This window comes from Gilliamella sp. Pas-s27, from assembly GCF_009795865.1.
Lineage (GTDB): Bacteria > Pseudomonadota > Gammaproteobacteria > Enterobacterales > Orbaceae > Gilliamella.
Genome location: NZ_WTEW01000003.1, coordinates 77,922 through 104,239 on the forward strand (window position 1 = coordinate 77,922; position 26,318 = coordinate 104,239).

The 26,318-nt window shown below is 36.2% G+C and carries 42 protein-coding genes; 29 read left to right on the forward strand and 13 right to left on the reverse strand.

The window, feature by feature from the left end; all coding sequences use genetic code 11:
* Positions 1-139: 139 nt before the first annotated feature.
* The 3 genes from GQ589_RS02185 (at position 140) to GQ589_RS02195 (ending at position 2,008) form a co-directional block, all read left to right on the forward strand.
* Positions 140-625: an EcsC family protein gene (locus tag GQ589_RS02185; protein ID WP_160424283.1), complete on the forward strand. Its 486-nt coding sequence runs from the start codon at positions 140-142 to the stop codon at positions 623-625.
* A gap of 117 nt (positions 626-742) precedes the next feature.
* Positions 743-1,195: a DNA repair protein RadC gene (gene radC / locus GQ589_RS02190; protein ID WP_160424285.1), complete on the forward strand. Its 453-nt coding sequence runs from the start codon at positions 743-745 to the stop codon at positions 1,193-1,195.
* A gap of 213 nt (positions 1,196-1,408) precedes the next feature.
* Entirely contained in the window at positions 1,409-2,008 is a 600-nt protein-coding gene (locus tag GQ589_RS02195; RefSeq protein WP_160424288.1) for a hypothetical protein, read from the forward strand.
* 123 nt (positions 2,009-2,131) lie between these two features.
* Here the strand turns inward: GQ589_RS02195 and GQ589_RS02200 are convergent, their stop codons facing one another.
* Genes GQ589_RS02200 through GQ589_RS02260 form a run of 13 tightly spaced genes read right to left on the reverse strand, consistent with a single transcriptional unit; the run spans position 2,132 to position 9,814 of the window.
* Positions 2,132-2,494 (reverse strand): Mor transcription activator family protein, encoded by a 363-nt coding sequence (locus GQ589_RS02200; RefSeq protein ID WP_202114999.1) that lies wholly within the window; start codon positions 2,492-2,494, stop codon positions 2,132-2,134.
* Positions 2,495-2,497: 3 nt separating this feature from the next.
* Positions 2,498-3,004 carry a hypothetical protein gene (locus GQ589_RS02205; protein WP_160424290.1) on the reverse strand — a complete coding sequence of 169 codons (507 nt, stop codon included), beginning with the start codon at positions 3,002-3,004 and terminating at the stop codon, positions 2,498-2,500.
* 10 nt (positions 3,005-3,014) lie between these two features.
* Positions 3,015-3,416 (reverse strand): gp16 family protein, encoded by a 402-nt coding sequence (locus GQ589_RS02210; protein WP_160424292.1) that lies wholly within the window; start codon positions 3,414-3,416, stop codon positions 3,015-3,017.
* Positions 3,417-4,067: a DUF2786 domain-containing protein gene (locus GQ589_RS02215; RefSeq protein WP_160424294.1), complete on the reverse strand. Its 651-nt coding sequence runs from the start codon at positions 4,065-4,067 to the stop codon at positions 3,417-3,419.
* Positions 4,057-4,266, reverse strand: a complete 210-nt coding sequence (locus GQ589_RS02220) for a hypothetical protein (protein ID WP_160424296.1) — start codon at positions 4,264-4,266, stop codon at positions 4,057-4,059. The genes GQ589_RS02215 and GQ589_RS02220 overlap by 11 nt, the downstream gene beginning before the upstream one ends.
* Positions 4,259-4,402 (reverse strand): hypothetical protein, encoded by a 144-nt coding sequence (locus GQ589_RS02225; RefSeq protein ID WP_160424299.1) that lies wholly within the window; start codon positions 4,400-4,402, stop codon positions 4,259-4,261. Before GQ589_RS02225 ends, GQ589_RS02220 begins: the two co-directional genes overlap by 8 nt.
* Positions 4,403-4,404: 2 nt before the next feature.
* Positions 4,405-4,926, reverse strand: a complete 522-nt coding sequence (locus tag GQ589_RS02230; protein ID WP_160424301.1) for a host-nuclease inhibitor Gam family protein — start codon at positions 4,924-4,926, stop codon at positions 4,405-4,407.
* A 19-nt stretch (positions 4,927-4,945) separates the two neighbouring features.
* Entirely contained in the window at positions 4,946-5,218 is a 273-nt protein-coding gene (locus tag GQ589_RS02235; protein WP_160424302.1) for a hypothetical protein, read from the reverse strand.
* Positions 5,218-6,450 (reverse strand): ExeA family protein, encoded by a 1,233-nt coding sequence (locus GQ589_RS02240; RefSeq protein WP_160424304.1) that lies wholly within the window; start codon positions 6,448-6,450, stop codon positions 5,218-5,220. Before GQ589_RS02240 ends, GQ589_RS02235 begins: the two co-directional genes overlap by 1 nt.
* Positions 6,450-8,231 carry a DDE-type integrase/transposase/recombinase gene (locus tag GQ589_RS02245; protein WP_160424306.1) on the reverse strand — a complete coding sequence of 594 codons (1,782 nt, stop codon included), beginning with the start codon at positions 8,229-8,231 and terminating at the stop codon, positions 6,450-6,452. Before GQ589_RS02245 ends, GQ589_RS02240 begins: the two co-directional genes overlap by 1 nt.
* Before the next feature lie 18 nt (positions 8,232-8,249).
* Positions 8,250-9,260, reverse strand: a complete 1,011-nt coding sequence (locus tag GQ589_RS12190) for a hypothetical protein (protein ID WP_202115000.1) — start codon at positions 9,258-9,260, stop codon at positions 8,250-8,252.
* Between the two features lie 11 nt (positions 9,261-9,271).
* Positions 9,272-9,577: a helix-turn-helix domain-containing protein gene (locus GQ589_RS02255; RefSeq protein ID WP_160424309.1), complete on the reverse strand. Its 306-nt coding sequence runs from the start codon at positions 9,575-9,577 to the stop codon at positions 9,272-9,274.
* Between the two features lie 45 nt (positions 9,578-9,622).
* Entirely contained in the window at positions 9,623-9,814 is a 192-nt protein-coding gene (locus GQ589_RS02260) for a DNA-binding protein (RefSeq protein WP_065567015.1), read from the reverse strand.
* Positions 9,815-9,907: 93 nt separating this feature from the next.
* Between GQ589_RS02260 and GQ589_RS02265 the strand changes: the two genes are divergently transcribed.
* The 26 genes from GQ589_RS02265 (at position 9,908) to GQ589_RS02390 (ending at position 26,282) form a co-directional block, all read left to right on the forward strand.
* Positions 9,908-10,315: a helix-turn-helix domain-containing protein gene (locus tag GQ589_RS02265; RefSeq protein ID WP_085165883.1), complete on the forward strand. Its 408-nt coding sequence runs from the start codon at positions 9,908-9,910 to the stop codon at positions 10,313-10,315.
* Positions 10,312-10,896 carry a hypothetical protein gene (locus GQ589_RS02270; RefSeq protein WP_160424311.1) on the forward strand — a complete coding sequence of 195 codons (585 nt, stop codon included), beginning with the start codon at positions 10,312-10,314 and terminating at the stop codon, positions 10,894-10,896. Before GQ589_RS02265 ends, GQ589_RS02270 begins: the two co-directional genes overlap by 4 nt.
* 9 nt (positions 10,897-10,905) lie before the next feature.
* Entirely contained in the window at positions 10,906-11,280 is a 375-nt protein-coding gene (locus tag GQ589_RS02275; protein WP_160424313.1) for a hypothetical protein, read from the forward strand.
* A 50-nt stretch (positions 11,281-11,330) separates the two neighbouring features.
* Positions 11,331-11,717: a hypothetical protein gene (locus GQ589_RS02280; RefSeq protein WP_160424315.1), complete on the forward strand. Its 387-nt coding sequence runs from the start codon at positions 11,331-11,333 to the stop codon at positions 11,715-11,717.
* A gap of 30 nt (positions 11,718-11,747) precedes the next feature.
* On the forward strand, positions 11,748-12,074 hold the full coding sequence (locus GQ589_RS02285) for a hypothetical protein (RefSeq protein WP_160424316.1): 327 nt from the start codon (positions 11,748-11,750) through the stop codon (positions 12,072-12,074).
* Positions 12,075-12,283: 209 nt separating this feature from the next.
* On the forward strand, positions 12,284-12,646 hold the full coding sequence (locus GQ589_RS02290; protein WP_160424318.1) for a helix-turn-helix domain-containing protein: 363 nt from the start codon (positions 12,284-12,286) through the stop codon (positions 12,644-12,646).
* Entirely contained in the window at positions 12,647-13,111 is a 465-nt protein-coding gene (locus tag GQ589_RS02295; RefSeq protein WP_202115001.1) for an ImmA/IrrE family metallo-endopeptidase, read from the forward strand.
* Positions 13,112-13,313: 202 nt separating this feature from the next.
* Positions 13,314-13,463: a hypothetical protein gene (locus GQ589_RS02300; protein WP_160424320.1), complete on the forward strand. Its 150-nt coding sequence runs from the start codon at positions 13,314-13,316 to the stop codon at positions 13,461-13,463.
* Between the two features lie 174 nt (positions 13,464-13,637).
* Positions 13,638-14,054 (forward strand): putative holin, encoded by a 417-nt coding sequence (locus tag GQ589_RS02305; RefSeq protein WP_160424322.1) that lies wholly within the window; start codon positions 13,638-13,640, stop codon positions 14,052-14,054.
* 2 nt (positions 14,055-14,056) lie between these two features.
* A complete protein-coding gene (locus GQ589_RS02310; protein WP_160424324.1) occupies positions 14,057-14,680 on the forward strand; it encodes a transglycosylase SLT domain-containing protein in 624 nt (207 codons plus the stop codon).
* The gene (locus GQ589_RS02315) at positions 14,673-15,140 is read left to right on the forward strand and encodes a hypothetical protein (protein ID WP_160424326.1); all 468 of its coding nucleotides are present in this window, start codon (positions 14,673-14,675) and stop codon (positions 15,138-15,140) included. The genes GQ589_RS02310 and GQ589_RS02315 overlap by 8 nt, the downstream gene beginning before the upstream one ends.
* Before the next feature lie 104 nt (positions 15,141-15,244).
* Positions 15,245-15,445, forward strand: coding sequence for a TraR/DksA C4-type zinc finger protein (locus GQ589_RS02320; RefSeq protein ID WP_160424328.1), 201 nt, complete (start codon positions 15,245-15,247; stop codon positions 15,443-15,445).
* A complete protein-coding gene (locus GQ589_RS02325) occupies positions 15,442-15,744 on the forward strand; it encodes a DUF2730 family protein (RefSeq protein WP_065574282.1) in 303 nt (100 codons plus the stop codon). The genes GQ589_RS02320 and GQ589_RS02325 overlap by 4 nt, the downstream gene beginning before the upstream one ends.
* A 6-nt stretch (positions 15,745-15,750) precedes the next feature.
* A complete protein-coding gene (locus GQ589_RS02330) occupies positions 15,751-16,047 on the forward strand; it encodes a hypothetical protein (protein WP_065588008.1) in 297 nt (98 codons plus the stop codon).
* Between the two features lie 2 nt (positions 16,048-16,049).
* Positions 16,050-16,595 carry a phage protein Gp27 family protein gene (locus GQ589_RS02335; RefSeq protein ID WP_160424330.1) on the forward strand — a complete coding sequence of 182 codons (546 nt, stop codon included), beginning with the start codon at positions 16,050-16,052 and terminating at the stop codon, positions 16,593-16,595.
* Entirely contained in the window at positions 16,592-17,983 is a 1,392-nt protein-coding gene (locus GQ589_RS02340; protein WP_160424332.1) for a terminase large subunit domain-containing protein, read from the forward strand. The genes GQ589_RS02335 and GQ589_RS02340 overlap by 4 nt, the downstream gene beginning before the upstream one ends.
* Entirely contained in the window at positions 17,983-19,476 is a 1,494-nt protein-coding gene (locus tag GQ589_RS02345; protein ID WP_160424334.1) for a DUF935 domain-containing protein, read from the forward strand. The genes GQ589_RS02340 and GQ589_RS02345 overlap by 1 nt, the downstream gene beginning before the upstream one ends.
* Positions 19,469-20,695: a PBECR2 nuclease fold domain-containing protein gene (locus tag GQ589_RS02350; RefSeq protein WP_160424336.1), complete on the forward strand. Its 1,227-nt coding sequence runs from the start codon at positions 19,469-19,471 to the stop codon at positions 20,693-20,695. The genes GQ589_RS02345 and GQ589_RS02350 overlap by 8 nt, the downstream gene beginning before the upstream one ends.
* A 94-nt stretch (positions 20,696-20,789) precedes the next feature.
* Positions 20,790-21,272, forward strand: a complete 483-nt coding sequence (locus GQ589_RS02355) for a phage virion morphogenesis protein (protein WP_160424338.1) — start codon at positions 20,790-20,792, stop codon at positions 21,270-21,272.
* A gap of 231 nt (positions 21,273-21,503) precedes the next feature.
* Positions 21,504-22,580, forward strand: coding sequence for a hypothetical protein (locus tag GQ589_RS02360; protein WP_085165898.1), 1,077 nt, complete (start codon positions 21,504-21,506; stop codon positions 22,578-22,580).
* Between the two features lie 65 nt (positions 22,581-22,645).
* Complete coding sequence (locus GQ589_RS02365; protein ID WP_085165899.1) at positions 22,646-23,005, forward strand: hypothetical protein; 360 nt, start codon at positions 22,646-22,648, stop codon at positions 23,003-23,005.
* Between the two features lie 62 nt (positions 23,006-23,067).
* Positions 23,068-23,994 carry a phage capsid protein gene (locus GQ589_RS02370; RefSeq protein WP_085165900.1) on the forward strand — a complete coding sequence of 309 codons (927 nt, stop codon included), beginning with the start codon at positions 23,068-23,070 and terminating at the stop codon, positions 23,992-23,994.
* Between the two features lie 50 nt (positions 23,995-24,044).
* Positions 24,045-24,566 carry a gp436 family protein gene (locus GQ589_RS02375; RefSeq protein WP_085165914.1) on the forward strand — a complete coding sequence of 174 codons (522 nt, stop codon included), beginning with the start codon at positions 24,045-24,047 and terminating at the stop codon, positions 24,564-24,566.
* Entirely contained in the window at positions 24,563-25,012 is a 450-nt protein-coding gene (locus GQ589_RS02380; protein ID WP_065569086.1) for a hypothetical protein, read from the forward strand. The genes GQ589_RS02375 and GQ589_RS02380 overlap by 4 nt, the downstream gene beginning before the upstream one ends.
* Before the next feature lie 19 nt (positions 25,013-25,031).
* Entirely contained in the window at positions 25,032-25,793 is a 762-nt protein-coding gene (locus GQ589_RS02385) for a hypothetical protein (RefSeq protein WP_160424339.1), read from the forward strand.
* A gap of 72 nt (positions 25,794-25,865) precedes the next feature.
* Positions 25,866-26,282 (forward strand): DUF6631 family protein, encoded by a 417-nt coding sequence (locus GQ589_RS02390; protein ID WP_085165902.1) that lies wholly within the window; start codon positions 25,866-25,868, stop codon positions 26,280-26,282.
* Positions 26,283-26,318 lie beyond the last annotated feature (36 nt).

Below are 26,318 nucleotides of genomic sequence, written 5' to 3' on the forward strand. Positions count from 1 at the left end.
TGTCCGTTCAATTAACATTTTTATAAGGAGTGTACCATGTTAAATCGTCAAATATTACAAAACACCTTATTTTATTTATTAGAGCCTTCTTACAATCATTTTCATTCTTTATTTAAGTCGACAAATAAGGAAGCATGATATGTCAGATAAATTACCTTTACTACTTGATAAACTAATCAAACATGAAACAGACAAAGCAACAGCTACAGGTTTTATCACAGGGTTAGGCGGGATTGCAAGTTTACCTATAACTTTTCCAACAAACGCCTTAAGTGTCTTGTTTATTCAAATGAGGCTCGTTACAACCATTGCTATCTTGCAAGGTCATGATGTGTATGATGAAAGAATCAAAATCTTAATTTTCTTATCATTATGTGTGATGGCAAGCAAGTTAAGATTACAGCAGTTTTGTTTTGCTACATTGATGAAACAGCCAAATGAAGTAATTCGTAAAATAAGTCTATCGGTCATTAAACAGCTTATTAGTATTATAAGTGCAAAGCATAGCTTAAAGTTAATTAAAGTGATCCCGATTTTTGGTGGTGTGATGGGAGCTGTTGTTGATCGCATTATTACTTATCGCATTGGCCAATTTGCTAAAAAACAATTTAATCAAATCTATTAGCTGAATAACACTAATAATTCAATTATCTAAAAATTCACCTATTTATACATTTATCTCATTAATTTCAGTTTTTACATGAAAGACATTATGCTTTGCTCAGTCTTAACAGGAGAAAAAATGAAAACTTCCTATTCAACAAAGCGCATTGTGACAATAGCGTTAAAATTGCTCGAAAAGCAGATGAAAATAGAAAATAACCAATTCACAAAACCTAATCAAGTCATTGACTACCTTAGACTAAAATTAGAACAAAAAGAAAGAGAGCATTTTGTTGCTATGTACCTGAATAATCAACATCAGTTAATTAAAGTAGAAACACTTTTTATGGGTACAATTAACTCTGTGGAAATCCATCCTAGAGAAATAATTAAACAAGCACTTAGGTATAATGCAGCAGCAGTTATTTTTGCCCATAATCATCCATCAGGCGAATCGCAACCCAGCAATGCAGATCGTAATATCAATCAAAAGCTAACAGAAATATTAAATATCGTTGGTATCCGAGTATTAGATCACATTGTGATTGGTCAACAATCATATTTTTCCTTTGCTGAACAAGTGAATGAGTAATTTTTGAAAATTTATTTAATATTTATTGATCGTTTCTAACGATCAATAAGATCTTATTGATCTGTTTAAACGATATGACTTCATTTAAATAATTGATGAAAATATAAAATTAATTAAAACAATAGCTAGTATGTTTCAAGTTAAGTTTTGGTTACCACACAAAAATACAATTTAAGTAAAGCTAATTAATTCTTTTTTTTATAAGGAATAACAATGAAAAAAATAACAATTGTTTTATCAGTACTGATTCTTACTGCATGCGGAGACTCATCACAGGTTAAGCAAGTTAAAGATTATGTGTATGACAATGTCGACTCAACTCTTACTGTCGGTAATGCGCTTGATAACCGAAATATCTGTAATAAAACGAAATGGGATTCATATAAAGATGAACGAGATCGAAATATTGTTGAATATACTTGTGAATTTAAAAAGGATCGTCCAAATCAATTTTTAAACCTAACATTTTCTGGCATAGCTGGAAATTTAAAAACTATGCTTGTAGATAAAAATATCAATATTACATTAGATGATTATGCAAAATTTAAAGAAGAGGAAGAACGAAATAAGAATAAGAATGTCAAATATCCCCATTATACGGTGTATAAAAATCACATTGATGCAAAAGCTAGAAGCTACATTGAAGCGAAAGCTAAACTGGTTATTTATGATGAGTTGAAGAAAGCACTTCTTGAAATAGAAAAAAGCAATGCTTTAGCTCGCTATCAGGAAAATAGGAAATATCTTTTATCAAATAAAGCAACAATAAAAATGGAAGTAAGTGATTATGTTGAAATAGAACATGATAAATAATAATAGAATGATGAGATAAATGGGATATAACAAAATAAACAGGGAAATAATGAAATTGTTTTTTGAAAAAGTGTTGCAAAATATGAAATAAAAATTGCCTAAAAAATTTTGCTCTAAAATTAATTAGGCGTCATTAAAATCAAACAGTGTTGGTTGTTTTTCTTTTATCATTCGTTTATGAACTCGGTCGATTACTTTTCTGATACCTCGTTCTGTCATTTTATATTTTTGACTTAGTTCTGCGTAGTTATTGCCTTTAAATGCATCATAGATTTGCAAGTCTCGTTGGTTTAGTTTGAATCTGTAGTCGCGTGGAAACGTAATGTTCTGACCGCCGAACAGTTCTGAAATTGTATTTGCAATACTATCGCCAAGATGAACCGCAATGTCTTCAGGTAGACCATAATCCATGGCTTCATTAGCCACAGATAATGATATATGCGTTAGCAGTTCATGACGTTTAATAGATATTGCAGACTTAGTCATAATTTACGCTCCTGTTTTCTTCTTATACCAATCTAGTGCGCCTGGTATATTTTTTTCTAATTTACTAAAGTCAACACCAGCCCTATACATCTGTTCAAAATACTCTTCATTACTGCTACGAACGGGTTTGTCTTCTTCTTTATGTTCAACATATGCAAATAAATGCTTAGTAGAATCATAAACTGACTTTAGATAATTATGATTTTTAAACGGTTTGTACTCACTAGTTAAACGCTTAGCGTGAATATTATTAACTGTTTCCCGTAGCGCGTGTGCTAGATGTCTACTTGGTTGAAAAAGTTGTAGTACCTCATTAATTAAGTTTACTGCTCTAGAATTACTTAAATTTGATTTTTGAGTACGAAATAAACCAATATAGGCAATCATCGGTTTAGCACAGCCATAGCTTAAATTACTTACTAATATAAGTAGTTCTCTGCCAGAATCATCTTCGACTAATGCTTCTAAATTAATTTCGTTATGACAAATTGGGCAACGTGTTAATTTCATACTTCTTCCTTTATATGCGTGCTTGCCAACTTTTTAAGCTTTCAATTACAACCATTGCTTGTTTTTGGGTAAGCCAATCCATCACTTCAACACCAGTAATTCGTTTTACATAAGAATTGATAGCTTTTTCAGAACGATTTTTGATTTCACCTGCATCAGCTAGTGCTAGCCATAATGATCGTATTTTTTTATGAACTGGTTCTGTAGCAGTTATCTTCCCCGTTTTTTTTGATGATTTAACTTTAAAACCTTTTGATTTAAGGTTATTTAGAATTTTTTCCAGTTCCCAAACAGTCATATCCTTGGTGCTAGTTTTTTTAGTTATATTCAGTAATAGATGACGATAGGTATCGTCATCAAGATTAAGTTGAGATTTTGCAATATGGATCAGTTTGATATATTTAGATTTCATCTATTTAACCCCTATTAGTGATGGAGAATAACCTGAACTTGATACACCATGATTCAATTGAGCGGTTTTACCTTGTAAGTAACCAATAAATTGTGAAGAGTCTGAACCATTACACTTTTTAGCATCTCTAACCTTAGCTGGTGATAAATCTTTTGTCTTTCTATATTCAGCTAATAGATTTAGTTCCTCATCAGTCATTGCGAAATCTTCAATTAATTGATAAACACCATTAACCCAGCCAACACAGAACGCATCAGCTCGGTTGATTTTAGTGATTTTTTTACAATTACCATTTTGTTGCGATAAGAATTCTTTTCGAGCTTTAACTAATTGAACACTTAAAACGTCAAAGGTATAAGCTGCTAATTGTGGTCGTTCCCTAAGTCCATAAAATGAAACCTTTCGTTTATTGTTTTCCCAAGTAAAGTAAGCTCGCACGCCAAATGCGCTTGTAATGATACTTACTAATATTGAAAAATATCTTTGTTCCTCAATTTCAGATAATTCCACATCTTTATTACTGATATTATGTTTTACCATCAATTTGATGGCTTGATTCATAGCAATAGCAGCTTCGTTGGGATTTGTTGATTTCGCTAACGCTAAAAGTTTTTTGATTTTTTCAATATACTTTTCATTATTATTTGTCATAAAAACACCTTAAAAAACTAACAAAACGCTGTTTTAATGTTTTAGCTGATTTTAATTTTACATATTCAGTATAGAGTTCATCGTACAGTTTTCCATCAACATAGCCCTGACCAGTTACTTCACGCATAAATGAATGTTCATGACTGATTGAAATATAATGGTCGGGCATATAACGTTTAGGGCTAGAAAATTTAGCCATTAGCTAATTCCTCTAGCTCGTCAATGATGCGATCCGCTTCAAACTCAGATAAACCATACTCTTTACAGTGAACTATAAAATTAGCTGTCTGGCTTAATATAAATTGATGCAAAATATAAAAATCTTGTGTTTGCATGATTAGATAATCTCCTGTTCAAAAGGTACTATCGCAAAATCCTCTACATCTTTTTTGATAGTGATGCCAGGAACATGTGCTACTGCATTTGGTTCGTTTAAAATGGCTTCTTTATTGATTTCTTCTTTTGTACGTATAAAACGATTCAATTTCAGTTCTTTCAATGCCTCAATAACTGATTCTGAACCACGAATAGTGCATGATGGTGGTCTATTACGCCATTGCACTTCACCAGTAACTAAATTGGCTGATTTAACTTTACCATTGTTGGTTAATTCATCACGGTTTGCTTCGCACCAAATTTGGATACCTTTTTGTATTTCTACTGACTTCTTTTTTAATACTTCAATACTTGATGAATAACTTGCAGCAATTTCAGCGATCTTATCGTTCATTTCGGTTTCTAATCGGATTAATTCACGCTGTATATCGCCTAAATATTTAATAGCCTCTGTTGCTTGATCTTTTGATTGCACAACATAGATTGATGCGGTAGCTTTAATACGTTTTTTAGTCTTTATCATTTCTATAGCTCCTATTCGATTAATGCAAGCGACTAATATCGCGTTCTTTCCATATAACTCGGCAGCCATTTAATTCAAATTGCCCAAACCTGTAATAACCTTCATGTCGGTAATACATCGCTTTACCCACAGCTATAAACTTATTGCACTTTGGGTGATGCTCAATTTCAATAGTTGGCTTTGAAAGTGAATCATGATAAAAACCAATGACGGTAAATTCTTCATTAGATAATATAGTTACAGCCTTATTAACCGCATTGATGTTATTACTGATTAGTCGGTTCTTTTTCATCAGATATCTCCTCGGTCTTTGATACACTCAACAATTATTTCACCTGTAACTTTTGGCGCACTAATGCGTGCAGCTAGATTTAATGCGTTAGAAACAAGGTTATTTACTGCTAATGGATAGCATAATGATCGCACTTGTTTTTCACCTCGACGCGTTGTTGCAACACGTAACCGATTGATGATTTCAGTAAATGCAGATGAATCAAATAACGTTGTATAGTCCATATCAACACGTGAAAATTTATGCTTGATATATTCTTCAACTTTAAAATCAAGTGGTTTTAAGTTCACAACTTCACAACGCTGAACCACTTCACGAACTTCAGGATTGTATTCTGATAGTTTTGTTTGTAATTCTGTTTGGCCAATTAAAATAATTGATAGCAGTTTTTTAAAGCCTTCTTGTAGCTCATAAAAGCGTTTTAAATGCTTAAGCGTATGAATTGATAAACCATGCGCTTCTTCAATAACCATTAAATGTTTACGACCTGATAATGCGCTATTTTTAAGTAAAGTATGCATTTGCCTTGCTCGTGCTTCAGCACTACGTTTTGGTTTTGCTTGTGGATCAATCGCATTGATGATTGATCCACTAATATCCATACTTTTTAGTGATTTACCTTTGACTTCGTTATCTTCTAAACCAAGTACATACGGCTCGATAACTGTTATTGGTTCATGATTAATATTGATCCAATCAATTAAATCATGGCGCAATGTTGATTTACCACTTCCTGATTCACCAATAACGGCCAACAAGCCCCCATGCTTTGCCGTTTGACGCATTGCTGCACGTACATAACGAATATCATCGGATAGATAAACGTCGGCATCTTCAGTCATTTCATCCGTAAATGGATCCCTTGGAATGCGGAAATGTGCCCGCGCATCTCGATTTATAGTTTGTTTTCGTAGTAACATATAGGCTGACTCCTTTGTTAAGTGTTTTTCATTTGAGTCAACTGGCACAGCGTCGTCCGCCAAGATTTCGGCTGTGTCAGTTTCTTCTTCAAAAATATTTAGTAAATAATCATGGCTTAAACCTAATTTTATTAATGCCTTTTCAATCTTCTGCTCTAGTTCTTCATGCTTAATAGAGCGTGGCCAAATATTGTGATTAACAAGCTGGCTAATTACTGCTTGGCTGATTGAATTGCCTTTATAATCAATATGCTTAGCGAGTTGTGCTTGTTTGATATTGAATTGCGTCATTACGCTTTTTAATTTCAGCATTATTTAACACTCCTAAACCCTGTCGTACCGTTACCAACTGCAACAGGTGTTGTAAATGTACGAATTAGTGAATCTAACGAATCTTCAGGAACACCGTCTTGATAACGAGCGGATAGCCACTTATTTTCATCAGTTGTTAATCTGCGACCGATTGAACTGGTAATACGCATTAAAGCTGCGGTTAACGTTAATGTTGTGGTAGCCGGCTTTAAATGTTCCGGTGTCTCAATTTCATTGCCTTTTTGTTCAAAGTAAGCAGGATGATTAATATCATCTAGATAACTGAGTGTATTGAGCTTGCCACCGAACGGTGCAACTTGTTTTTGCTTCGCTTTTTTGATTTCATCCTCTGTCATGTTCGGGTATGCCACTTGATCCATCGCTTTTGCTGCTTGTTCAATTTCGGTATTACCTTTAGATTTATATTCCTCACCAATCACAGGTGCATCTAAACGTTGTCCAAACTTATCAAAATTGCGGTCTGGCTCAATACGATAAATCAGTGCTTCACCGTCATAACGAGGTACTTCAATTTGAATAGCACAATCACCGTAAACTAATGAACGCACACTGACTTTATCTTTAACAGCAATACCCTCTAAGCCTTTTAAACTATAAATAAGCGAACTATCAGCTTGCGGATGTTTGAAACTAATGGTTAAATCAGCTTTCACTTGTCGTTCTTGCTCACGACTTGCCATTAATGCCTGACAAACTTCTATTGATGGCAATGTGCGTAATTGTTCTGCCGTAATATGTTGCCAAAGTGATTGACGTGATACGGGTTCTGATAATCCAATACGACGCAAACGTGTATCTTGTCCTGGTAAACGATTGGCGTTATATGCCTCCGCCCAGTTCATTGCTGCATGATTTAACTCATCAATACTGCTGACAGGTTGAAACTTTAAACGGCTTTCAAATTGTGTTTCGATGATATTATTGGCATTTTCAACACCACCTTTAGCCCTTGCATTGCCTGCTTCGTGTTCTAGATATTTAACTTCTAAATGGTCTAGCAAGTTCTTGATTGCTGATGATGTATTAGCCGAACCTTTATCCCAATACAATAGCTTTGGTACACCGTGAAATAACCGCCCATCTTGCTTACCCCAAGCAAACATTAAAAACTGGAATAATGAGTGTTGGTTTTCGCCTGCAGCTTCAACGTACCAAGGTATAATCATGCCTGATGCACGGTCATACAAAGTATAACGCCAGACTTTAAATTTGACTTTGTCAAAATTAGCCAATTTATTCTTGTAAAATTCACTGTCACGCATAATATGTTGTTTATTTTTCATGTAATAAATCAAGCATAATGACGGATCAATTTCGTGGACATGATTCGGATGTAAAGCACGTAATGATTGAACAGGGTTTGCTACTTTTTGTGCCTTGACATTCAATTTACGTTGACGCATTAAACGATTAAGAGTTGCATTACTTACATTGAACTCATAACCATTTTGTTCTAAAATCCCACGAGCAGCAGGTGTAAATAAAGTTTGTTTACCGTTATCTCGCACTGATTCTCTATTCATTGCAGATAAAACATCTAATGCATTGTAATCAACGTTAGTTTCTCCTTTATCAAACCGTTTTTTCTTTTCGCTAGTCCAGTTACATACTTCTTTTAATTGTCGGTAAATAGTCTGACGTGACCACCCCAAGAACTCACTAGCACTATTAATAATATTGCTACGTTCGCCATGTGGAGCAACATCAAGTTTATTGGCTATTTCGTATAAATATTGGTTAATACTAGGCTTGATTGCCATAATTCGAAACCTTATGAATTAATTGTTATCACTTAAATTATCGTATTTTGCTTCGTCCATTCGTGAGCGATATTCTTCAATATTGGCATCAAATTTATTGCAAAAATCACGATGAATGCGTTTTACATGCTCAAGCAATAGAACAATAAACCCATCATATTTAATTAGCTCTTTAAGCATAATGTCTGGCAATATAAGTAAATCGCCCGGTTGAAAATCTGGATCATTTTCCATAGCATTTAATTCAAGTTGATGAAGATGATTAATAACTGCATCAAGTTCATTCAAAGCACGAGTTATGGGTTTGTTAATGTTTTCATTTAGATCGACAACTAATCCTAAATCCTTGATTTGTTCCTCAATAGGAATAATTTTTAGGTCATATTTACTAAGTTTTAGCTTTAAATCATCAATAGAATTCTTATTAGTAGCATTTACGGCATCTAGTGCTTTATATTCCTTTTTTAACTCTTCATTCTCTTTTTGCAATACTTCTTTTTCCTTGGCATTTTTAGCAATAAACTCTTCTGCCAATTCAACTAATGCCTCTTTATCTCCTGCTTTAGCAACTTCAATCAGTGCCGTTTTTTGGTCTTCGGGTAACTTACGATATTGGCGTAACTCACGGTAGCCAATGCCCATGCGAGACATAGATTCAAGGGCTTCCTCGCCGAATGATTTTAGGTTTGCTATATCTTGATTAGCTTTTTCATCAGATACTCCTAACAATGAACAAAATTCTTCCCAAGTTCCTTTTAACTCCAAACCGTTTGGAGTTTTTTTCCCTGATAAATTACGATAAAGCTTGTTTTCTTTAACAAAATTTAATTTAGAAGCCCAAACAGTTTGGGAAAATTTCCCAAAAGCATCAGCCATTTGAGCCTGACCTAAAAGTTGGTTAACTAGGTCGCGTTCTTCGTTATATTCACTTTGAATAGTAGTCATGGTATTCATTGCATCATTAATCCCTTGCTCATCAATTGCAGGTAGTTCAATTTCTTCTTTTGCTTTGTTTGCGGTTCTTGCCATTTTGGTTATCCTTATCTTGCGCCAGCCGTAATACGCTGATTGATTTCTGTTATTTGGTCTTGCATTTTAGTGATGTGAATTGCATGTGCTTGGGCTATTTGCAACATTTGCACACTATGAGCAAACAAACCATTATCTAACTTAATTACTAGTCCTTCCTCGATTAGTGTTTGAAGTGAACGCGTTACATTAACAGGTGATTCATTAATCATCTTTGCGATATCGCCGTTAGATAATCCCGTTAACGTATAACCTTTAAGCGCTTTTAGTACCTTAAGTATTCGAGTGCCAGACGTTGAAATTTGTGATTTGTTCATGTTTTTCGCCCTTTTTCTGTATATGAAAAACTGTTACAATCAGCATTAGTAAGCTTGTTTTAAGCCAAGTTTTACTGCTATATCGTGTGTTTTACCACGATGAGCACGGCTTAAACCATTTAAAACGTTATAAACAACAACGGGGTGGTAACCATTTTCAATCGCCCAAGATTTGATAGTTTTGCCTTTTTGTTGAAATTGTTGCTTAACTTGTTCGGGAGTGAGAACTTTAGACATTTTTAGCTCCTTTGATATAAGTTATTAATAAGTGATTTATAAATTATGTGTTAAATTATGGTATAAATATTTATACCTGTCAAGATAAAAAGTATGCAAAAAAATATCGGATTAAGACTAAAAGAAGAACGTGAACGTATGGGACTTAGCCAAGTTGCTATGGGAGAAATTGCTAATGTAAAGAAATTAACTCAACTTAATTATGAAAAAGGTGAGAGATTTCCTGATGCGTTATATTTATCTACATTAGCTAATTTTGGGTTAGATGTTCAATATGTTGTAACTGGTATTAGAACAACAAATAATTTATCTGTTGATGAGCAAGATTTAATTGACAAATTTAGAATAGCACCATTGGCAATTAAAGCGGCAGCCTTAGGTGCACTAACGGCAGGAACGGCTCAGCAGGCAGGGGTTAATATTTCGAATAATACAATTCGAGGTGAAGGTCAAATTGCTGGTGGAAATATTTATACAACTAGGAGGCGGAAAACAAAGTGACGGTTGGACTTCAGGATAATACGGCAGAACAAATAGCTGGTAGAGATATTTATAATATTACGTCAAGTAATGATGATGAGTTAGATACTCGCCCGTTGGTTCCCGCTCAACGAAAATCGCTTCATAGTTTAATTTCTGATATTGAAAACTATGGGGAGTTAACGGCACGGGAACTATGGCTTAAACTACACGCTACTCTTGGTGTTTGTAGTATTAATGAAATAACTGTTTCACAATTTCCTATTGCTGATAAATTTTTAACTGATGAATTTGAAGCAGCTAAAGAAAAAGCATCTTGCAAAATGCTTATTCATTTGATTCTTTGTGAAATTAATGACAAAGATGAATTAAAAGATAAGATGAATCATTACAGTAAGCGGCAATTTTGTACTTCAGATTTAAAACGGCTTAATAAAATGCAGTTACAAAATGTATTAAATTATGTTGAAGAACTTTCTAATTTAGAGAAATTAAATAATCAAAATTTATATAACCAAACAATAACTTTGTTCAGAACTCAAATAAAACCCACGTTAGCAATATTTGCCGTGGGTTTTATTTTGGGGGCGATTATTTTTTAAGGATTAAAGATGAAAAAATTATGGTTATTTTGTATTTCGATTTTATTAATGGGCTGTGATTATCCAAATGATAAGTTGGCGGTTGACTTAGGAAAAGAGAGAGCTGAAAAACACTTGAAAGATCCAAAATTTAGCCGAGTATACTTTGTAGAAGAAAATAATAGTTCCGATGATGCATTTCGTAGTTATGTCTGTGGCTATGCTGATTTTAAAGACATGTATGGTAATTATTATGGTTTCCCTCTTCGTTTTTTTGTTAAAGTTGATATTACAAAAAATGGTTCACTAATCGATACAGAAACATCTAACTTTACTATTGAACCATTGATTAATAAAGAATGGTTTGAGAAAAAATGGAAAGCTAATTGTAAAAAAAATAATTAAATTTTGCCGTGAGTTTTATTTTGGGTGTGATTCTTTTTTAAAGATTAAAGATGAAAAATTTATGGTTACTTTGCATTTCAATTATATTTAGCATTTTTTTATTAGTTGGTTGCAATTCTCATCCTGAATATGAGGAAAAAATAAAAAACTATATGATGGGTAAACTGAAAGATCCAGATAGTGCACAATATATATTTAAAGGCTATATGCAAGGAAAAATAGATGGTCATGATGCAACTGTTTATGTTGTATTTATTAATGCTAAAAATGGGTTTGGTGCTTTTACTGGTTATAAAGAATATGAATTTGCAATCTACAAAAATCCATCTGAAATAAGTGGATTACTTTTATCCCAAGGTGGTGTTGAAGAAGTTAGCCATTTAACAAACACAGATAGGTTTGAAGTTATTGAGAAAATGAAGATTATTGATGGTTAATATTGAATATTTAAATAAATAGGATTGAGTATGAATAAATTAAATTTACTAATTTTATGTTTAGCTTTAGGTTTAACTGGCTGTGCTACTAAAAATTACGGTCGTCAGGGAGAATTAACTCAATATGAAAAAGAAACCATGACTTGCCGTGAAATAGCACTAGAAAAAGCAAAAGTTCAAGGTTTTATAGAACATGTTGACAAAGAAAGTAAATTTGATGGTCGTTCCGTTCTATCCTTTTTAGGTGATTTTGGAGTTGGCAATGTTATCGAAAAAGGTGAAGCGCTGAAAAGTGCGAATAGGCGGTTGGCGCAATTAAAAGAAGTTGAAGAGAAGAAAGATTGTGGGGAAGAGTAAAATTCCTTATAAGCAGATCATTTAAATATAAAAATCAAACAAACTAATAAATTATCTATATTTTATAGAAATATATAACTTTAAAACTAGATCTCTTAATTTTTTAACCAAAAATAAATTTTAATTTACCAAAATGGTTGAATTTACTTTTTCTTCATGATAAATTAGTGTGGTATTTGTATATCAAATACATTAACAGGAGAAATAATATGGCACTGACAGAATTTGGCAAAGTAGTAAGAAAAGCAAGAATAGACATTGGTTATACTCTATTAACTATGTCTAAAGAGCTTGAAACAACACCTGCTTACCTTAGTGGCCTAGAAACAGGATTAAAAAAGATCCCTAAAAATTGGGTTGAAAAAATATCTGACTTTTTCAAATCCAAAAATCACGAAATAAATAATTTGCAAGAATTAGCTGATGTGTCAAATGAAAATGTCAATATTAGTGGTTTGTCTTTGCAACAACAGATGTTAATTGCAGGTTTTGCTAGATCCCCATTTAATGCTGAGGAACTAAAACGATTAGCTAAATTATTTGAAGATATTAATAAAAAAAGGATTGATTAAATGATTGAAAAGTACCAAATGCGAGGAAACCGAGTTGAACCAATGGAAGTTGATGATATAAAAATAAAAGCAATTAACTCTTGCAAGGTGTTTAAGCTTTCAAAAGAAAGGAAAATTAATTTTGATGCTGTATTTGAAAACTTAGCTTTATATGGAATAACATTACAAGTAATTTCAGATAAAGAGTGGTTAGGCGTTACAGAGGGGCATTGTGATCCCAACGATTTTACCATTAGCATACCTAATAAAACTTATGTGGCAGCCTCTAAAGGAAAAAGAGAAGCTTTATTTACTATTTTTCATGAGATGGGGCATATTTTATTGGGGCATAAAGCCATTTTGCACCATTCTCAACATCAACCAACTTATAAAGAAGATGCTGAATGGCAAGCTGATTTATTTGCTTCAACTATATTATTAGAAATTGGAATTGAACGTCAATATTCGTTTGATTTTGAAGTGTAAAAAGCACTTATTTACGGTAAGTGCTTTGTATTTTGGGTGTTAGTTACATATTTTACGGATATGACTAACTTGTTAATAACCATAAGAACATACGAGTATCTAATGGAACTTTTGAAAAAGTCGGTAGATTATACTTATTATTTTCTATTAAGCAATAGTTTATTTGTGCTCTGAATGTTCTCCTTTTAATAGGAGGTATCGCATGAGTGATTTTATCTGTCCTCGATGTGGTAATGCTTGTGGGTATACATTTGCTAGATGTATAGTCAAAAATGGAAAGACTATTTATCCTAAAAAAGCAAAAGCTTTTCGTATACCACAGTGTGAATGCGCTAATAAAAAAGTCGCTTAACTCTTAATAAAGTCGTCATTTAATTATGACGGCTTTTCTTTTTTAAAGAATAAAATTTAGTTTTTTAATTACTCTTATAGAAAATAAAATTTAATCTGCCCCCGTTCAAATTACATTTCAAGTAAGTAAGATCATAATAACCTCATACATTACTAATTAATTATGAGGTTTTTTATGGAACACCCTATCAAAAAATTATCCCAAATTCGTTTGCTTAAATGGTATTTAGTCGCTATTACTTTATTTGCAATTATTACGTTACTCTCACCTCAACAGTTGCCTGTTGTAGCTTATAAACTATCTCTTGTTTTACTTTCTGCTGTTGTTGGTTATCACCTTGACCGTGCGCTTTTTCCTTATGCATCTCCTGGAGGTTATTTATATAACGATTGGAAAGAGTTTGGTCCTGATTTTTATACCAAGCAATATATTGAGTCTTTAGAAAACAATGAACACCCCGAGGCAATGGATTCCAAAATGTGTGCGGAATACCCTGTTCTTGATGAGTATCGAACTCTGTTTGCGGTTGTTCTGATCCGTCGGGCGTTGATTGTTTCCGCTGTGATTCTTGGCGTAACACTTGGATTATAGCCATGCGTTACTTAACCTTACTTATTGTATTTATGCTGTTTAGTTGTCATTTAACGCCTGCTATAGCAGGTGTACCAAATGATGCTAAGCAACATCAACGGGAACTGACACGTAATGCACGTGCGATTTTTGGTCTTGATGCACCTGTTTCATTGTTTGCAGCTCAAGTTCATCAGGAATCAAGATGGAAAGTAAACGCAAAATCACATGTTGGTGCTCAAGGTTTGGCTCAGTTTATGCCAGCAACGGCGGATTGGATTTCTAGTGCATATCCTAAGACATTGGGTAGCAACGAACCGTTCAATCCGTCGTGGTCTCTTCGGGCATTGATTCAGTATGACTATTGGTTATATCAACGTATAAATGAAACTGCTAGCGATTGTGACAGGTGGGGATTCACGCTCTCAGCATATAACGGTGGGCTTGGTTGGGTAAATCGTGATCGTCAGCGAGCAAAACGAGAATACCAAGATGCTACTCACTATTGGGGCGTTGTTGAAAATATTAATGGCGGTCGTAAAAGCATTAATTTTAAAGAAAACCGTGATTATCCGATTCGCATTATCTACCGTTGGCAACCTGTTTACATAACTGAAAATTGGGGTTTAGGAGTTTGTGATGATTAAAAATATATACAAATTAATCAAAAGCTTTTTTGTGAGCAATAAAAGTTATTTTTTGTTGGGAATATTTTTGATTGTTGGTTTTGGTTCACTTTACCGATTAGGTATCAGTCATGGCAAAGCAATAGCCAAACAAGAATATATTGCTTTAGAAGCCCAAAAAGTAGCAGATACTTTAAGTCAATTTATTGAAAGCACAAAGCAACTAACTAAAACTGCTAATGATGCAAGTTATTCATTGTCACAGCAGATAGCAGAAAGGAAATTATATGATGAACAATCAACTCAAGCATTACAAGATGCACTTAATAAAACGGCTAATGATCGCAGTCATTGCGTGTTTGATGATAGTGTCTTGCAGTTCATCGACTCAGCCCGTGCAAATGCCGTTCACGCAACAACCCATGGTTTTACCAGCACAACTGACGGTACCATGCGAATTACCCGTAAAACGAAGAAATAATACGGCGGATGGTTTAGCTGAAGCCTTAAAACAGCTTTATGATCAATACGGGCAGTGCTCAGGTCGATTTATTGAACTATTAAAATATATCAACGAGGTAAATAATGGATAACGCTGATTTAGCATCAACTGTTGAAATGGAAGCACGGGAACGAATACTAGCAAAACATCAAGCAAAGACAGGAGTATCAAGGCTGTATTGTCGAATCTGTGAAGAGCCTATAGCTGAAGAACGTCGAAAGTTAGTCGTTACTGATTTATGTATTGAATGTGCAGCATTGGAAGAAAAAAGGAATAAACGATGAATTTTAATGAACTTACCTTTAACTGGCAGTTTCTGCAATGGGCTGTAATGGCGGTGGTTGGCGTTTACTCATGGTTAATTGGTCGCCAATCGGCTAGCCAAAAAGAGCTACTAGACTTACGTATTCGGGTAACACAAGTTGAAGAAACGGTTAAGTCATTACCAACTCAGCATCAGGTAACAAAATTGATTGAAAAATTAAGTAGCAATGAAGCTACTTTAAATCAGTTATCTGATCGGCTTTCAGGATTATCTCGTCAATTAGATAACATTAATCAATTTTTATTAAAGAACAAGTGAGGAATTATGAGCTACGCTGAATTTTTAAAAGAAGATCAACGTTTGGTTATTTTGCGTATCTTATATGAAATGCCAAGTTATAGCAGTAATTCTAGTATTATCTATAGTGCGTTAGATCACTATGGCCACGCTATTAGTCGTGATCAAGTTAAAACTCATTTAAGTTGGCTTGGACAACAAGACTTAATTAAAACCGAAACAATCGGTAGTGTTATTGTTGCTCGTTTAACCGATTTTGGTGCTGATGTGGCCACTGGTAAAGTTGTTGTGCCTGGTGTAAAACGTCCAAGCGCAGGAGCGTAATTATGGGACGTAAATCAACGATCCACAAACTAGAGCCTGAGGTACGTAGTTATATTGAGAAACTACTACGAGCAGATCAACTTACTCTTGATGAAATGATTGCAGAGCTGCAACAAAAATTCCCAAGTACTGATACGCCAAGCCGTTCTAGTCTTCACCGCTATCAAAAAGGTTTTAATGAAATGACCAATAGCTTACGTGAAATTGAAACGGCATCACGTATTTTGGTTGATGAGCTTGGTGATAGTGTTGATGATAAATCTGGTGCTTTGCTTGCGCAAGCCGTCACGACGTTAGCAACTCGTGCTGCATTTAAGGCGCATGAATCAGAAGATATCACTATCAAGGAAATTAGTTTTTTAGCGAAAGCCGCTAAAGAAGCCATGCAAGCCCGTCAATTAAGTTTTAAAGAGCGGCAGGAAATCGAAAAAGCAGCACGTGAAAAGTTATTGCGTGAGCAAAAAGAAAAACTGGATGAGCTAGAAAAAACAGGCGAAGTACCAGCTGAGATGTTAGCGAAAGTAATTAAAGCGGCGTATGACTTATGACAGTAAAAAATGAACCAGCCTTAAAACTCTATGACTATCAAAAACAGTGGGTAAACGACACTAGCCGTTTTGCTATTGCTATGTTTTCTCGGCAATGCGGTAAAACTTTTACCAGTACATTACAAATTGTACTCGACTGTTTGCGAGCTGAAGCTCAGGGGAAACGTGCGCGTTGGGTTATTTTATCACGTGGTGAACGTCAAGCACGCGAAGCCATGAATGAGGGGGTTAAAGTTCATCTGCGTGCAATGTCCGCAGGCTTTAAAGAACTCGATTATGATTGGGATGCCAATGTTCGGGCGTTAGAAGTTGAATTACCAGGTGGCAGTAAAATTACTGCTTTACCTGCCAATCCAGATACTGCACGTGGCTTTAGTGCCAATGTTCTGCTTGATGAATTTGCCTTTCACCAAGATAGCCGAGCTATTTGGAAAGCATTGTTCCCTGTTATCTCAAAGCCCGGTTTAAAACTGCGTGTGATCAGCACACCAAATGGCAAAGGCAATAAGTTTTATGAGCTGATGACAGGTAAAGGTGATGGTTGGTCACGCCATGTAGCGGATATTTATCAATGCGTTAATGATGGGTTACCTCGAAATATTGAGGAATTACGCAAAGGTGCCGGTGATGATGATTTATGGGCACAAGAGTTTGAACTCAAGTGGCTTGATGAAGCCAGCAGTTGGCTTGATTTTGATTTAATAACCAGTGTCGAAGATGAAAAAGCAGGAGTTCCTGAACACTATACGGGTAATCCTTGTTTTGTTGGCGTTGATATTGCTGCACGTAATGACCTATTTGTTATTTGGGTCATTGAACAAGTGGGCGATGTTCTTTGGACTCGTGAAATTATTGAGAGAAAGCGACTCTCTTTTGCTGAGCAAGATTTACTGCTTGATGATGTTTTTAGACGTTATCGTGTTATTCGTATCTGTATGGACCAAACAGGTATGGGTGAAAAACCGGTGGAGGATGCTAAACGGCGCTATGGTGAAATGGTCGTTGAAGGTGTGCTATTTACCTCTCCCAATAAATTAACATTAGCAACACAAGGTAAACAAGCATTTCAAGATAGAAAACTTCGTATTCCCGCTGGCAATAATGCACTTCGTGCTGATTTGCATAAGTTAAAAAAAGTCACTGGCGCAACGGGGCAACCGCGTTTTGTTGCTGATTCTGATAGTAATGGTCATGCTGATAGAACTTGGGCTGCTTTTCTTGCAATTAATGCAGCTAGCCAAAATGGGTATGAAATTGAATACCAATCACTAGGCGTTCGTGATTCTTATCGTTCATTGAATCAATATTCGGGCAGCTCAGAACTGGAAACAACTGATACAGGCTTTGGCACGGTACGTGGCGGTAACGATTTTGGAGGATTTATTTAATGTTATGGTTTAAAGGTAAAAAGCCACATGTAGAAACAGGACGAGAATTGGCAGGCACAGGCGAAAATAATGATATTACTAAATTGTATGTTGGTTCGCTAGCGCAGCCAGATGATAGTGTTCTTCGTAATCGGGGTGGCGGTCGTTTAGATATTTACAAAGAAGTTTTAAATGATGATGAAGTGAAATCGGCATTTACTCAGCGCCAAGATGCGGTGATTTCACGCGAATGGAAAGTTGAACCAGGTGGAGATAAACCAATTGATACCGAAGCTGCTGAAGCTATGAGTGAGTTACTGAAATCGGTTGGATTTGACCGAGTGACAAAACTAATGCACTACGGTGTTTTTTACGGTTATGCTGTGGCGGAGTTGATTTATGGCATCAAAGATAATCTATATTGGATTGACGATATCAAAGTTCGTGATCGCCGTCGTTTTCGCTTTACTCCAACCGGTGAACTGCGTTTACTAACACAAAATAATATGCATGAGGGGATAGCTTGTGATGCGCCGTACTTTTGGCATTATGCAACTGGTGCCGATCATGATGATGAACCCTACGGCTTAGGCTTGGCTCACTGGCTTTATTGGCCAAGCTTTTTTAAACGCAATGATATTAAGTTCTGGCTAATTTTTCTGGAAAAATTCGGCATGCCAACGGCAGTGGGCAAATATAGTACAGGTGCAACACCTGAACAAAAGCGGGACTTACTGTCACTCACTCGTGCAATTCAGACCGATTCAGGCATCATCATGCCAGATGGCATGACGCTTGAATTGCTACAAATAGCACGCTCAGGCGCAGGCGATTACAAAGCGTTTTACGACTCAATGAACGAAGCAATTAGGCGTGTAACCGTTGGACAAATTACTTCCTCAGGTGGTGCATCAAGCTCAATCGGTGGTGATGAATCACTCCAAGCTGCGGTATTAAGTTCTATTGCAAAATCAGATTCTGATGTAATGTGCGAGAGTTGGAATCGAGGACCAGGTACTTGGTTTACACAGATGAATTTTCCCGGTGCTGCTGTTCCTCAAGTTTCACGTATTTTTGATGAACCTGAGGATCTGAAATCATTATCAGAACGTGATAAAAATATTATTGAATCAACTGGCTACCGCCCAACATTGGCTCATGTGCAAGATACGTACGGCGGGGAATGGGAAGAAAAACCACAACCAGCACCAGCGGAATCGATTGATGCGCAATCTTTAAAAAACGTTGATTTTGCCGAACAGCAACCGAATAACTTTGCGCCAGTACTTCAGTCACAACGATTAAATACTGAGATGCACCCCGTTACTGATAAATGGATTAATCAAATTAAAGAACTGGTTGATAATGTTCAATCATTAGAAGAATTGCGTGATAAGTTATTTGAGCTAATTCCTGATATGCAATTAGATGAATATGCAAAGGTTATGGCTGAGGCATTAACAGCAGCTAATTTAGCGGGTCGCACACTACTTGAGGATAGCAATAATGGCTAATTTGTCTTTTGGTTCGTTGCCGTTTAAAGAGCAAATTGAATTCTTCAGACGTAAAGCAAATGTGCCCACAAACAGCTATGTAGATATCTACAATAATGAGCATGATTATGCCTTTGTTGTGGCGGGTGCTAATCGTAATGCGTTACTAAATGATTTTAGAGTCGCAATCGATAAAGCTATTAGCCAAGGTACTACCCTTGAAGAATTTAGAAAAGATTTTGCCGAAATTGTCGAAAAACATGGCTGGAGCTATAACGGTAGTTTTAGTTGGCGTACTCGTATCATCTATGAAACGAATTTAAACAGTTCTTACCAAGCGGGTCGCTATCAACAACTACGTGATGCAAAATTTCCATATATGGAATATTTGCATAGTGATTATGTTGAACACCCTCGTGAACTTCATCAAAGCTGGGATCATCTGGTATTAGATTTTAATGATCCTTGGTGGAATACACACTTTCCCCCCAATGGCTATGGTTGCCAGTGCCGTGTTCGAGGGCGTACAGTTGGTGATTTAAAACGTATGGGAAAAAATGGGCCTGATAAAGCACCATCAATTAATTGGGTTGATAAAGTTATTGGTGAAAATAGCGGTAATCCTAGAATAGTTCGAGTACCTGAAGGAATTGACCCTAGCTTTGAACATATTCCCGGACAATCACGACTTGATAACTTTGTACCCAATCCATTAGATACAGATCCAACTTTAAAACGAGGTTTACCATCAAGCAAAGCAACTGATGAATGGCCGGCAATCCGTGAAGTAAGTAAAACTAGATTATTAGAAAAAGGCTTAACCGAAGAAGATTATGCCAATATTTTCTTAAATGAATTTGGTGCAACATTAACTAAGCCAGCTATTTTTAAAGATGTAGCCGGTGATGCATTAGTAATCGGTAAACAGCTTTTCACTGTTAGCAAAACTGGTGAATTGAAAGTTACAAAACGTGGTCGTGAGCAATTTTTATTGTTACTTGCGGATTCGTTAAAACTGCCCGATGAAATTTGGACTAGAATGGAGTACTTTGATCATCTACAAAAATCTGTAGTGCGCCGGCGCTACATTTCTCGTTTTATGATTGATGGTGAAATTAAGCCAATGCTTGCGGTGTTTGAAGTCGGTGATGATGGTTGGCTGGGTGTAACAACATTTGCGCCTGATAACCCTGAATATTTAGAGCAACTGCGGGTCGGTGTTCGAGTGTTTAAACGATAAACCTCAATCACTGCCATAATTGAGGTGCATAAGTAAGGATTTGAGGCTTTGGCAGAAGCTGCTTACTTACATTCAAAATAGTATAGGTGAAAAAATGACTGGCGTAAATATTGAGTTTAATATACAAAATGCGCTTGATGCTATGCTTCATATTGAAGCGGCCATAGATGATACTCAAAGTTTATTTAGTCATATGGGCGAAGTATTACTTGATATTCATGAAGCACGCTTTAATGCCCAAGAATCGCCCGATGGTGTACCGTGGAAAAAACTATCTCCTTGGTATAAAGACTCAAAACCCAAACAAAAAGATAAAATTTTAACGCTAGATGGTAATCTAAGAAGTACGTTGCATTGGCAGATTGAAGGCAATACTTTGTTGTTTGGTACGAACTTAATCTATGGCGCTATCCATCATTTCGGCGGTACAATTAAACCAGTTAAGGGCAATGCATTAAATGTGGGAGGACGTCCTGTAAAGAAAGTGGTAATTCCAGCACGCCCATGGCTTGGCATTAGCGCCCAAGATAAATTACTATTGGTCGATGTTGTGCGTGAGCACTTGGGTTTTGCTTAAAACGCAATATAACGCGTTTTAAGCCACTTTATTAAAAAAGGCTAATCAGTTTATTTACGAATCGCTTTAATCGTGTTGTAAATGCTTTATAATAAGTTTTTAGTGTATATTTCTTCTATTATTTTGCCGTTCCCCTTTTCAAATCATTAAAAAATTATCTGCCCGCGTTCAGATTACCCTTTTCTCAAAATAAGTCATGATGCTCTATATCAATTTACTGGAGCATTTTTTATGGCACTTATTCCCGTTTTTAAACCTGGTACGCATACTGCGGTAGATGGTCGAAAAATCACTTTTACTTTAGAAAACTGTATTGATTTAGCTGAAAGCTATGATCCAACGCTATCTGAAGCACCTGCTGTAATCGGCCATCCCAAACTAACAGCTCCAGCTTACGCATGGGCAAAATCATTTGAAGTAAAAGATGGTTTGGTTTATGCAAAGTTAGATCAGATTAATCCAGAATTTGCTGAAGCCTATAATGCGGGCAGTTATAAAAAACGCTCACTTTCAATTTATTTACCGGATTCACCAGGCAATCCTAAACCGGGTCATTACTATGCGCGGCACATTGGTTTTTTAGGTGCAGCAGCGCCTGCTATTAAAGGTTTGCCTGATGTTAGTTTTGCCGAATCTGACGGCGAGCAAGGTGCTGTTGAATTCTCTATGGCTGATGAAGAATTTGATGAGAATTTGATTTCAATTTTAGCTAATTTGCGTGACCTGCTGATTGAAAAAGCCGGCATTGCCAGTGCTGACCTATTTTTACCGCAATGGCGCCTTGAATCATTGCGTGCAATATCCGACAGAAAACAAAAGGAGAAAGAAAAAATGCCACAACCTTTAGACGCTAGCTTTGCCGAACAACAAGCAACAATTGACGCTAAGAATGCTGAACTAGCCAAACGTGAACAAGCATTGCTAGAAAAAGAACAAACTAACAAGCGAGCGGAATTTGCTGCCTTTGTTGATGAACTAGTTAAAGATGGAAAATTATTACCTGCGCATAAAACTACAGTTGTTGAAGTATTTATGGCGTTGGGTAGTGAACCAATTTCATTTGCTGAAGGTGATGCAACTGTTAACAGTTCCCCAGTTGATTTAATCAAAAAAGTACTTTCAGAACGTCCTGCTTTTATGAACTTTGCTGAAAAATCGGCTGCTAGTGATAGTGAAGATAACGTTGATAAACAAGATCCAAAAGTCATTGCTGATGCAGCCAAAGCCTATCAAAAAGAACAGGCAGACAAAGGCAATACAATTTCAATTAGCCAAGCAGTTACGCATGTAACCAAAGCTAAAAAGTAAGAGCATTAATTACAGGCTGATTATTAATGTCAGCATCATTTTAATTTTAACCAAAAGGTTTTTATATGAATATTCCAGGATTAACAGTAGCAAAAACCGCTGAAGGCGAAGTCAAACCACGCGTGATTGTCTGTCATGGTAGTGAAGATGGTCTAGCAAAACAAGCGATTGACGGTACCGTATTATTAATCGGTGTATCAACAATTGTGGGTGGTGGTGACGGTGAAGTATTTGATGTTGTGCGCAGTGGGTTGGCACAAGTTTTTTATAGCGAAGCAATTGCAATTGGTGCTCCAATCACAGCAAATGCCGATGGTCGAGCGAAAAAAGCAAATAGTGGTGATTTTATTATTGGTTTTGCTGAAGAAAATGGTAATGAAGGTGAGTTAGGCTCAATTTGGATTGCACCAAGCAAACAAGCTTGACCTGTTATTTAACTAATAGTCTATGACCTTTAATAAACAAATTTTTAATTGAGGAGTTTTATATGCAACGCCCTTTCCCAGTTGAACCGCAGTTGACTGCAATTGCTATCGCTTACCGTAATAATAAGTTAATTGCCGATGAGGTTTTGCCTCGTGTGCCTGTTTCTAGCACATCATTTAAATGGCTTGAATTTGATTTTTCAGAGCGATTTACTTTGCCTAATACCAAAGTTGGTCGGACGTCACAACCCAATCAAGTTGAGTTTGGTGCCAAAGAGCAAGAAAGTTCTGTGAATGATTATGGTCTTGATAGTCCTGTTCCTCAAGATGATATTGATACAGCCATTACAGGTTATAACCCACTTGGTCATGCCGTTGAAGCCACGACTGATTTAATTTTGTTAGATCGTGAAGTTCGAGCAGCAAATTTACTTTTTAATGGTGCAAATTACAGCAATAAACAAACATTAACTACTGCACAACAATGGAATAATCCTGATAGTGACCCAGTAGCATTAATAACGGATGCATTTGATGCAATGGTTCAGCGTCCAAATATCGGCACACTAGGACGTCGAGTTGCCACAATATTACGTCGTCATCGAAAAATTGTTGCCGCGTACCATGGTAATGCGGGTGAAAACGGTCTTGTTCCGCTAGGGTTCTTAGCTGACTTATTAGAGTTAGAAGCTATTTATGTCGGTGATGCATTTTTAAATAGTGCAAAACCAGGTAAATCTCCAGCATTACTTCGTGCTTGGGGCAATAAAGCATCATTCACGGTACGTAATAAATTAGCAAATACTAAAGGTGGTGTGACGTTTGGTTATACAGCTCAATTTAAAGATCGTGTTTCGGGCTCGATTGTTGATCCTGATATTGGTTTACGTGGCGGTCAACGTGTTCGTGTCGGTGAATCTGTCAAAGAACTCGTTGTAGCTAAAGATGCTGGCTATCTGTTTGAAAATGTTATTCCCGCAAACAGTTAATAATGTGAACAACAACCAATGGTAATTTATCGTTGGTTTGGGTCAAGATGATGAATATTCCATACATTACATTGCTAAATTTATCCAAACGTCCAGGACTCGTTGAGCTATCCCAATTGGTTGCTCAAGATGGTGAAATGCCCGTAGATGCTAATTTGTTGGAAGTCATTATTAATGGTGGTGATGTTTCAAGTTGGTTGCCTGATGATGTTATTAAGGCAAATCGAGCAATCGCACGTATTAATGAATCAATAGCTGATACTGAAGCTGAAATAAACGGCTTTTTACGGCAACGTGGACACAGGCTACCCTTAGTTAAGGTACCTCGTTTGTTAACTGATTGGGCACGCATTATTGTTCGTTACAAATTGCATCGTAATCGTGTTTCTGATGAAAAAAACGATCCTATCGTGCGTGATTACAAACAAGTTCTGGGCTTTCTAAAAATGGTAGCTGAAGGGAAATATTCGCTTGGTATTGATGATGCTTTGCCTGTCGCAGGTGGTGTACCAAAACAGACTGGACCGGTAAGAGTATTTGATATGAACACATTACGGGATTTTGGACGATGAGTAGCGCACCATTTGATGTTTCAGTGATTGCTGAAAAGCTAAGAAGCCTATTAGCGGATAAAACCTTAGTTTTTGTTGGTACTAGTGCTGAATACAGTAAGTTAACCGATTTAACTTCAGCGCCGACACCAGCGGCTTACGTTTTGCTTGGTAAAGAAACACCCAACGATAAGCCCGCAGGTACACGGCAGTCAGTCAGTGTTAATTTTGGTGTTGTGGTTGTTGCTCGTGATATTTCTAGCCAAGCAACCAATATTCAAAATGTTAAACAGCTAGCTAACCCAGTGATTGGAGCTGTGCGCGATTTGTTGATTGGTAAAACAGTTCAGTTTATTGACGGCGTTCGCCCAGTTAGTTGGACTGGTGGGCAAACGTTAGGTTTTCAAAATGGCGTGCTGGTTTGGATTGATTCATTTCAAACCCAACACTTCATCGGTAGCCGATAAATAATTTTAGGAGAAAGATATGTCAGATTTATTAATGAGTTTACAAGGTACCATAAATCTTGCCACCCGTAATACCGCCTGTTCACCCGTTCGACCTAATGCCTTTCGGCATGTTGGTACCGCTGACTCTTGCGAGATGGAGTTAAGTGTTGAAACCGTGACACAAAATGAATCATACACAGGACAACGCTTACAAGTTGGTGAATTAACACTAGGTAAAAGTGGCACGTTAAACTTAACGCTAAAAGATTGGTCAATTGAAAACATTGCGTTGGCGCTTTATGGTGAAAAGATTACTGTTAATTCAGGTATAGCGACAGATGAAAAATTACCAGAGAACCTGATAATTGGTGATCGTATCAAGTTAACTCATCCATTTGTAGCTGATGTCGAGTTAAAAACACCAGATGGCTCTACATTAGTATTAGGCACGGATTATGAAATCGAATCAGCTCACGCTGGATTAATCAAATTATTAACTACAACAGCATTAACTGCAACGGTAGATTATTCCTATGCTAAAAAAGAGAGCTTGGGCATTTTTACCCGTCAACCACCAGAACGTTGGTTTATGCTCGATGGTATCAATACTGACCGTGAAAATGAACATGTAATTGTGGAGCTATTCCGCGTTAAATTCAATCCAATTTCTAACTTCTCGTTACTACACAATGAGGGATACGGTGAATTACCACTTACTGCCACGGTCTTGGCTGATATGAGTCAAAACAAGGATAGTTCGCTTGGTTATTTTGGCTCATACGTTCAAAAGGCGAAATAAATTTATTTTATTATGCGGTGATGTGTCACCGCTAATTATTCAACTCTCTAATTTTATTAGTAGGTAAATAACATGGCAGAAAAAGTGACAGCAACAAAAGAAGAATCAAATGATTTAGCAACATTAATGCCGAATCGTGAAATCATGCTAGCAGGCGAAACAATTACAGTACGTGAATATTCATTTAAAGATGCACTAACTATTGGTAACGAAATTGACCAGTTTGTTGCATTAATTGTGAATGAAATGAACGGTACAAACAAAATCACTATTGAGCAAGCCGACACAATTATTATGGGTAATTTAGAGTTGGTTTATTCGTTAATCAGTACTTCTATTCAAAAACCGATTTCGTTTATTGAAGCGTTGTCATATGAAGATGGTTTACAACTACTTGATTGGTGGTGGGTTGTTAATTCTCGTTTTTTTATGAACGCGGTAACTCGCAAAATCATTCGGCAAAACGCTGCAAAACAGGCAAATCAGTAAGCTGGAGTGAAGTTTTTACATTATTAATTAAAAATG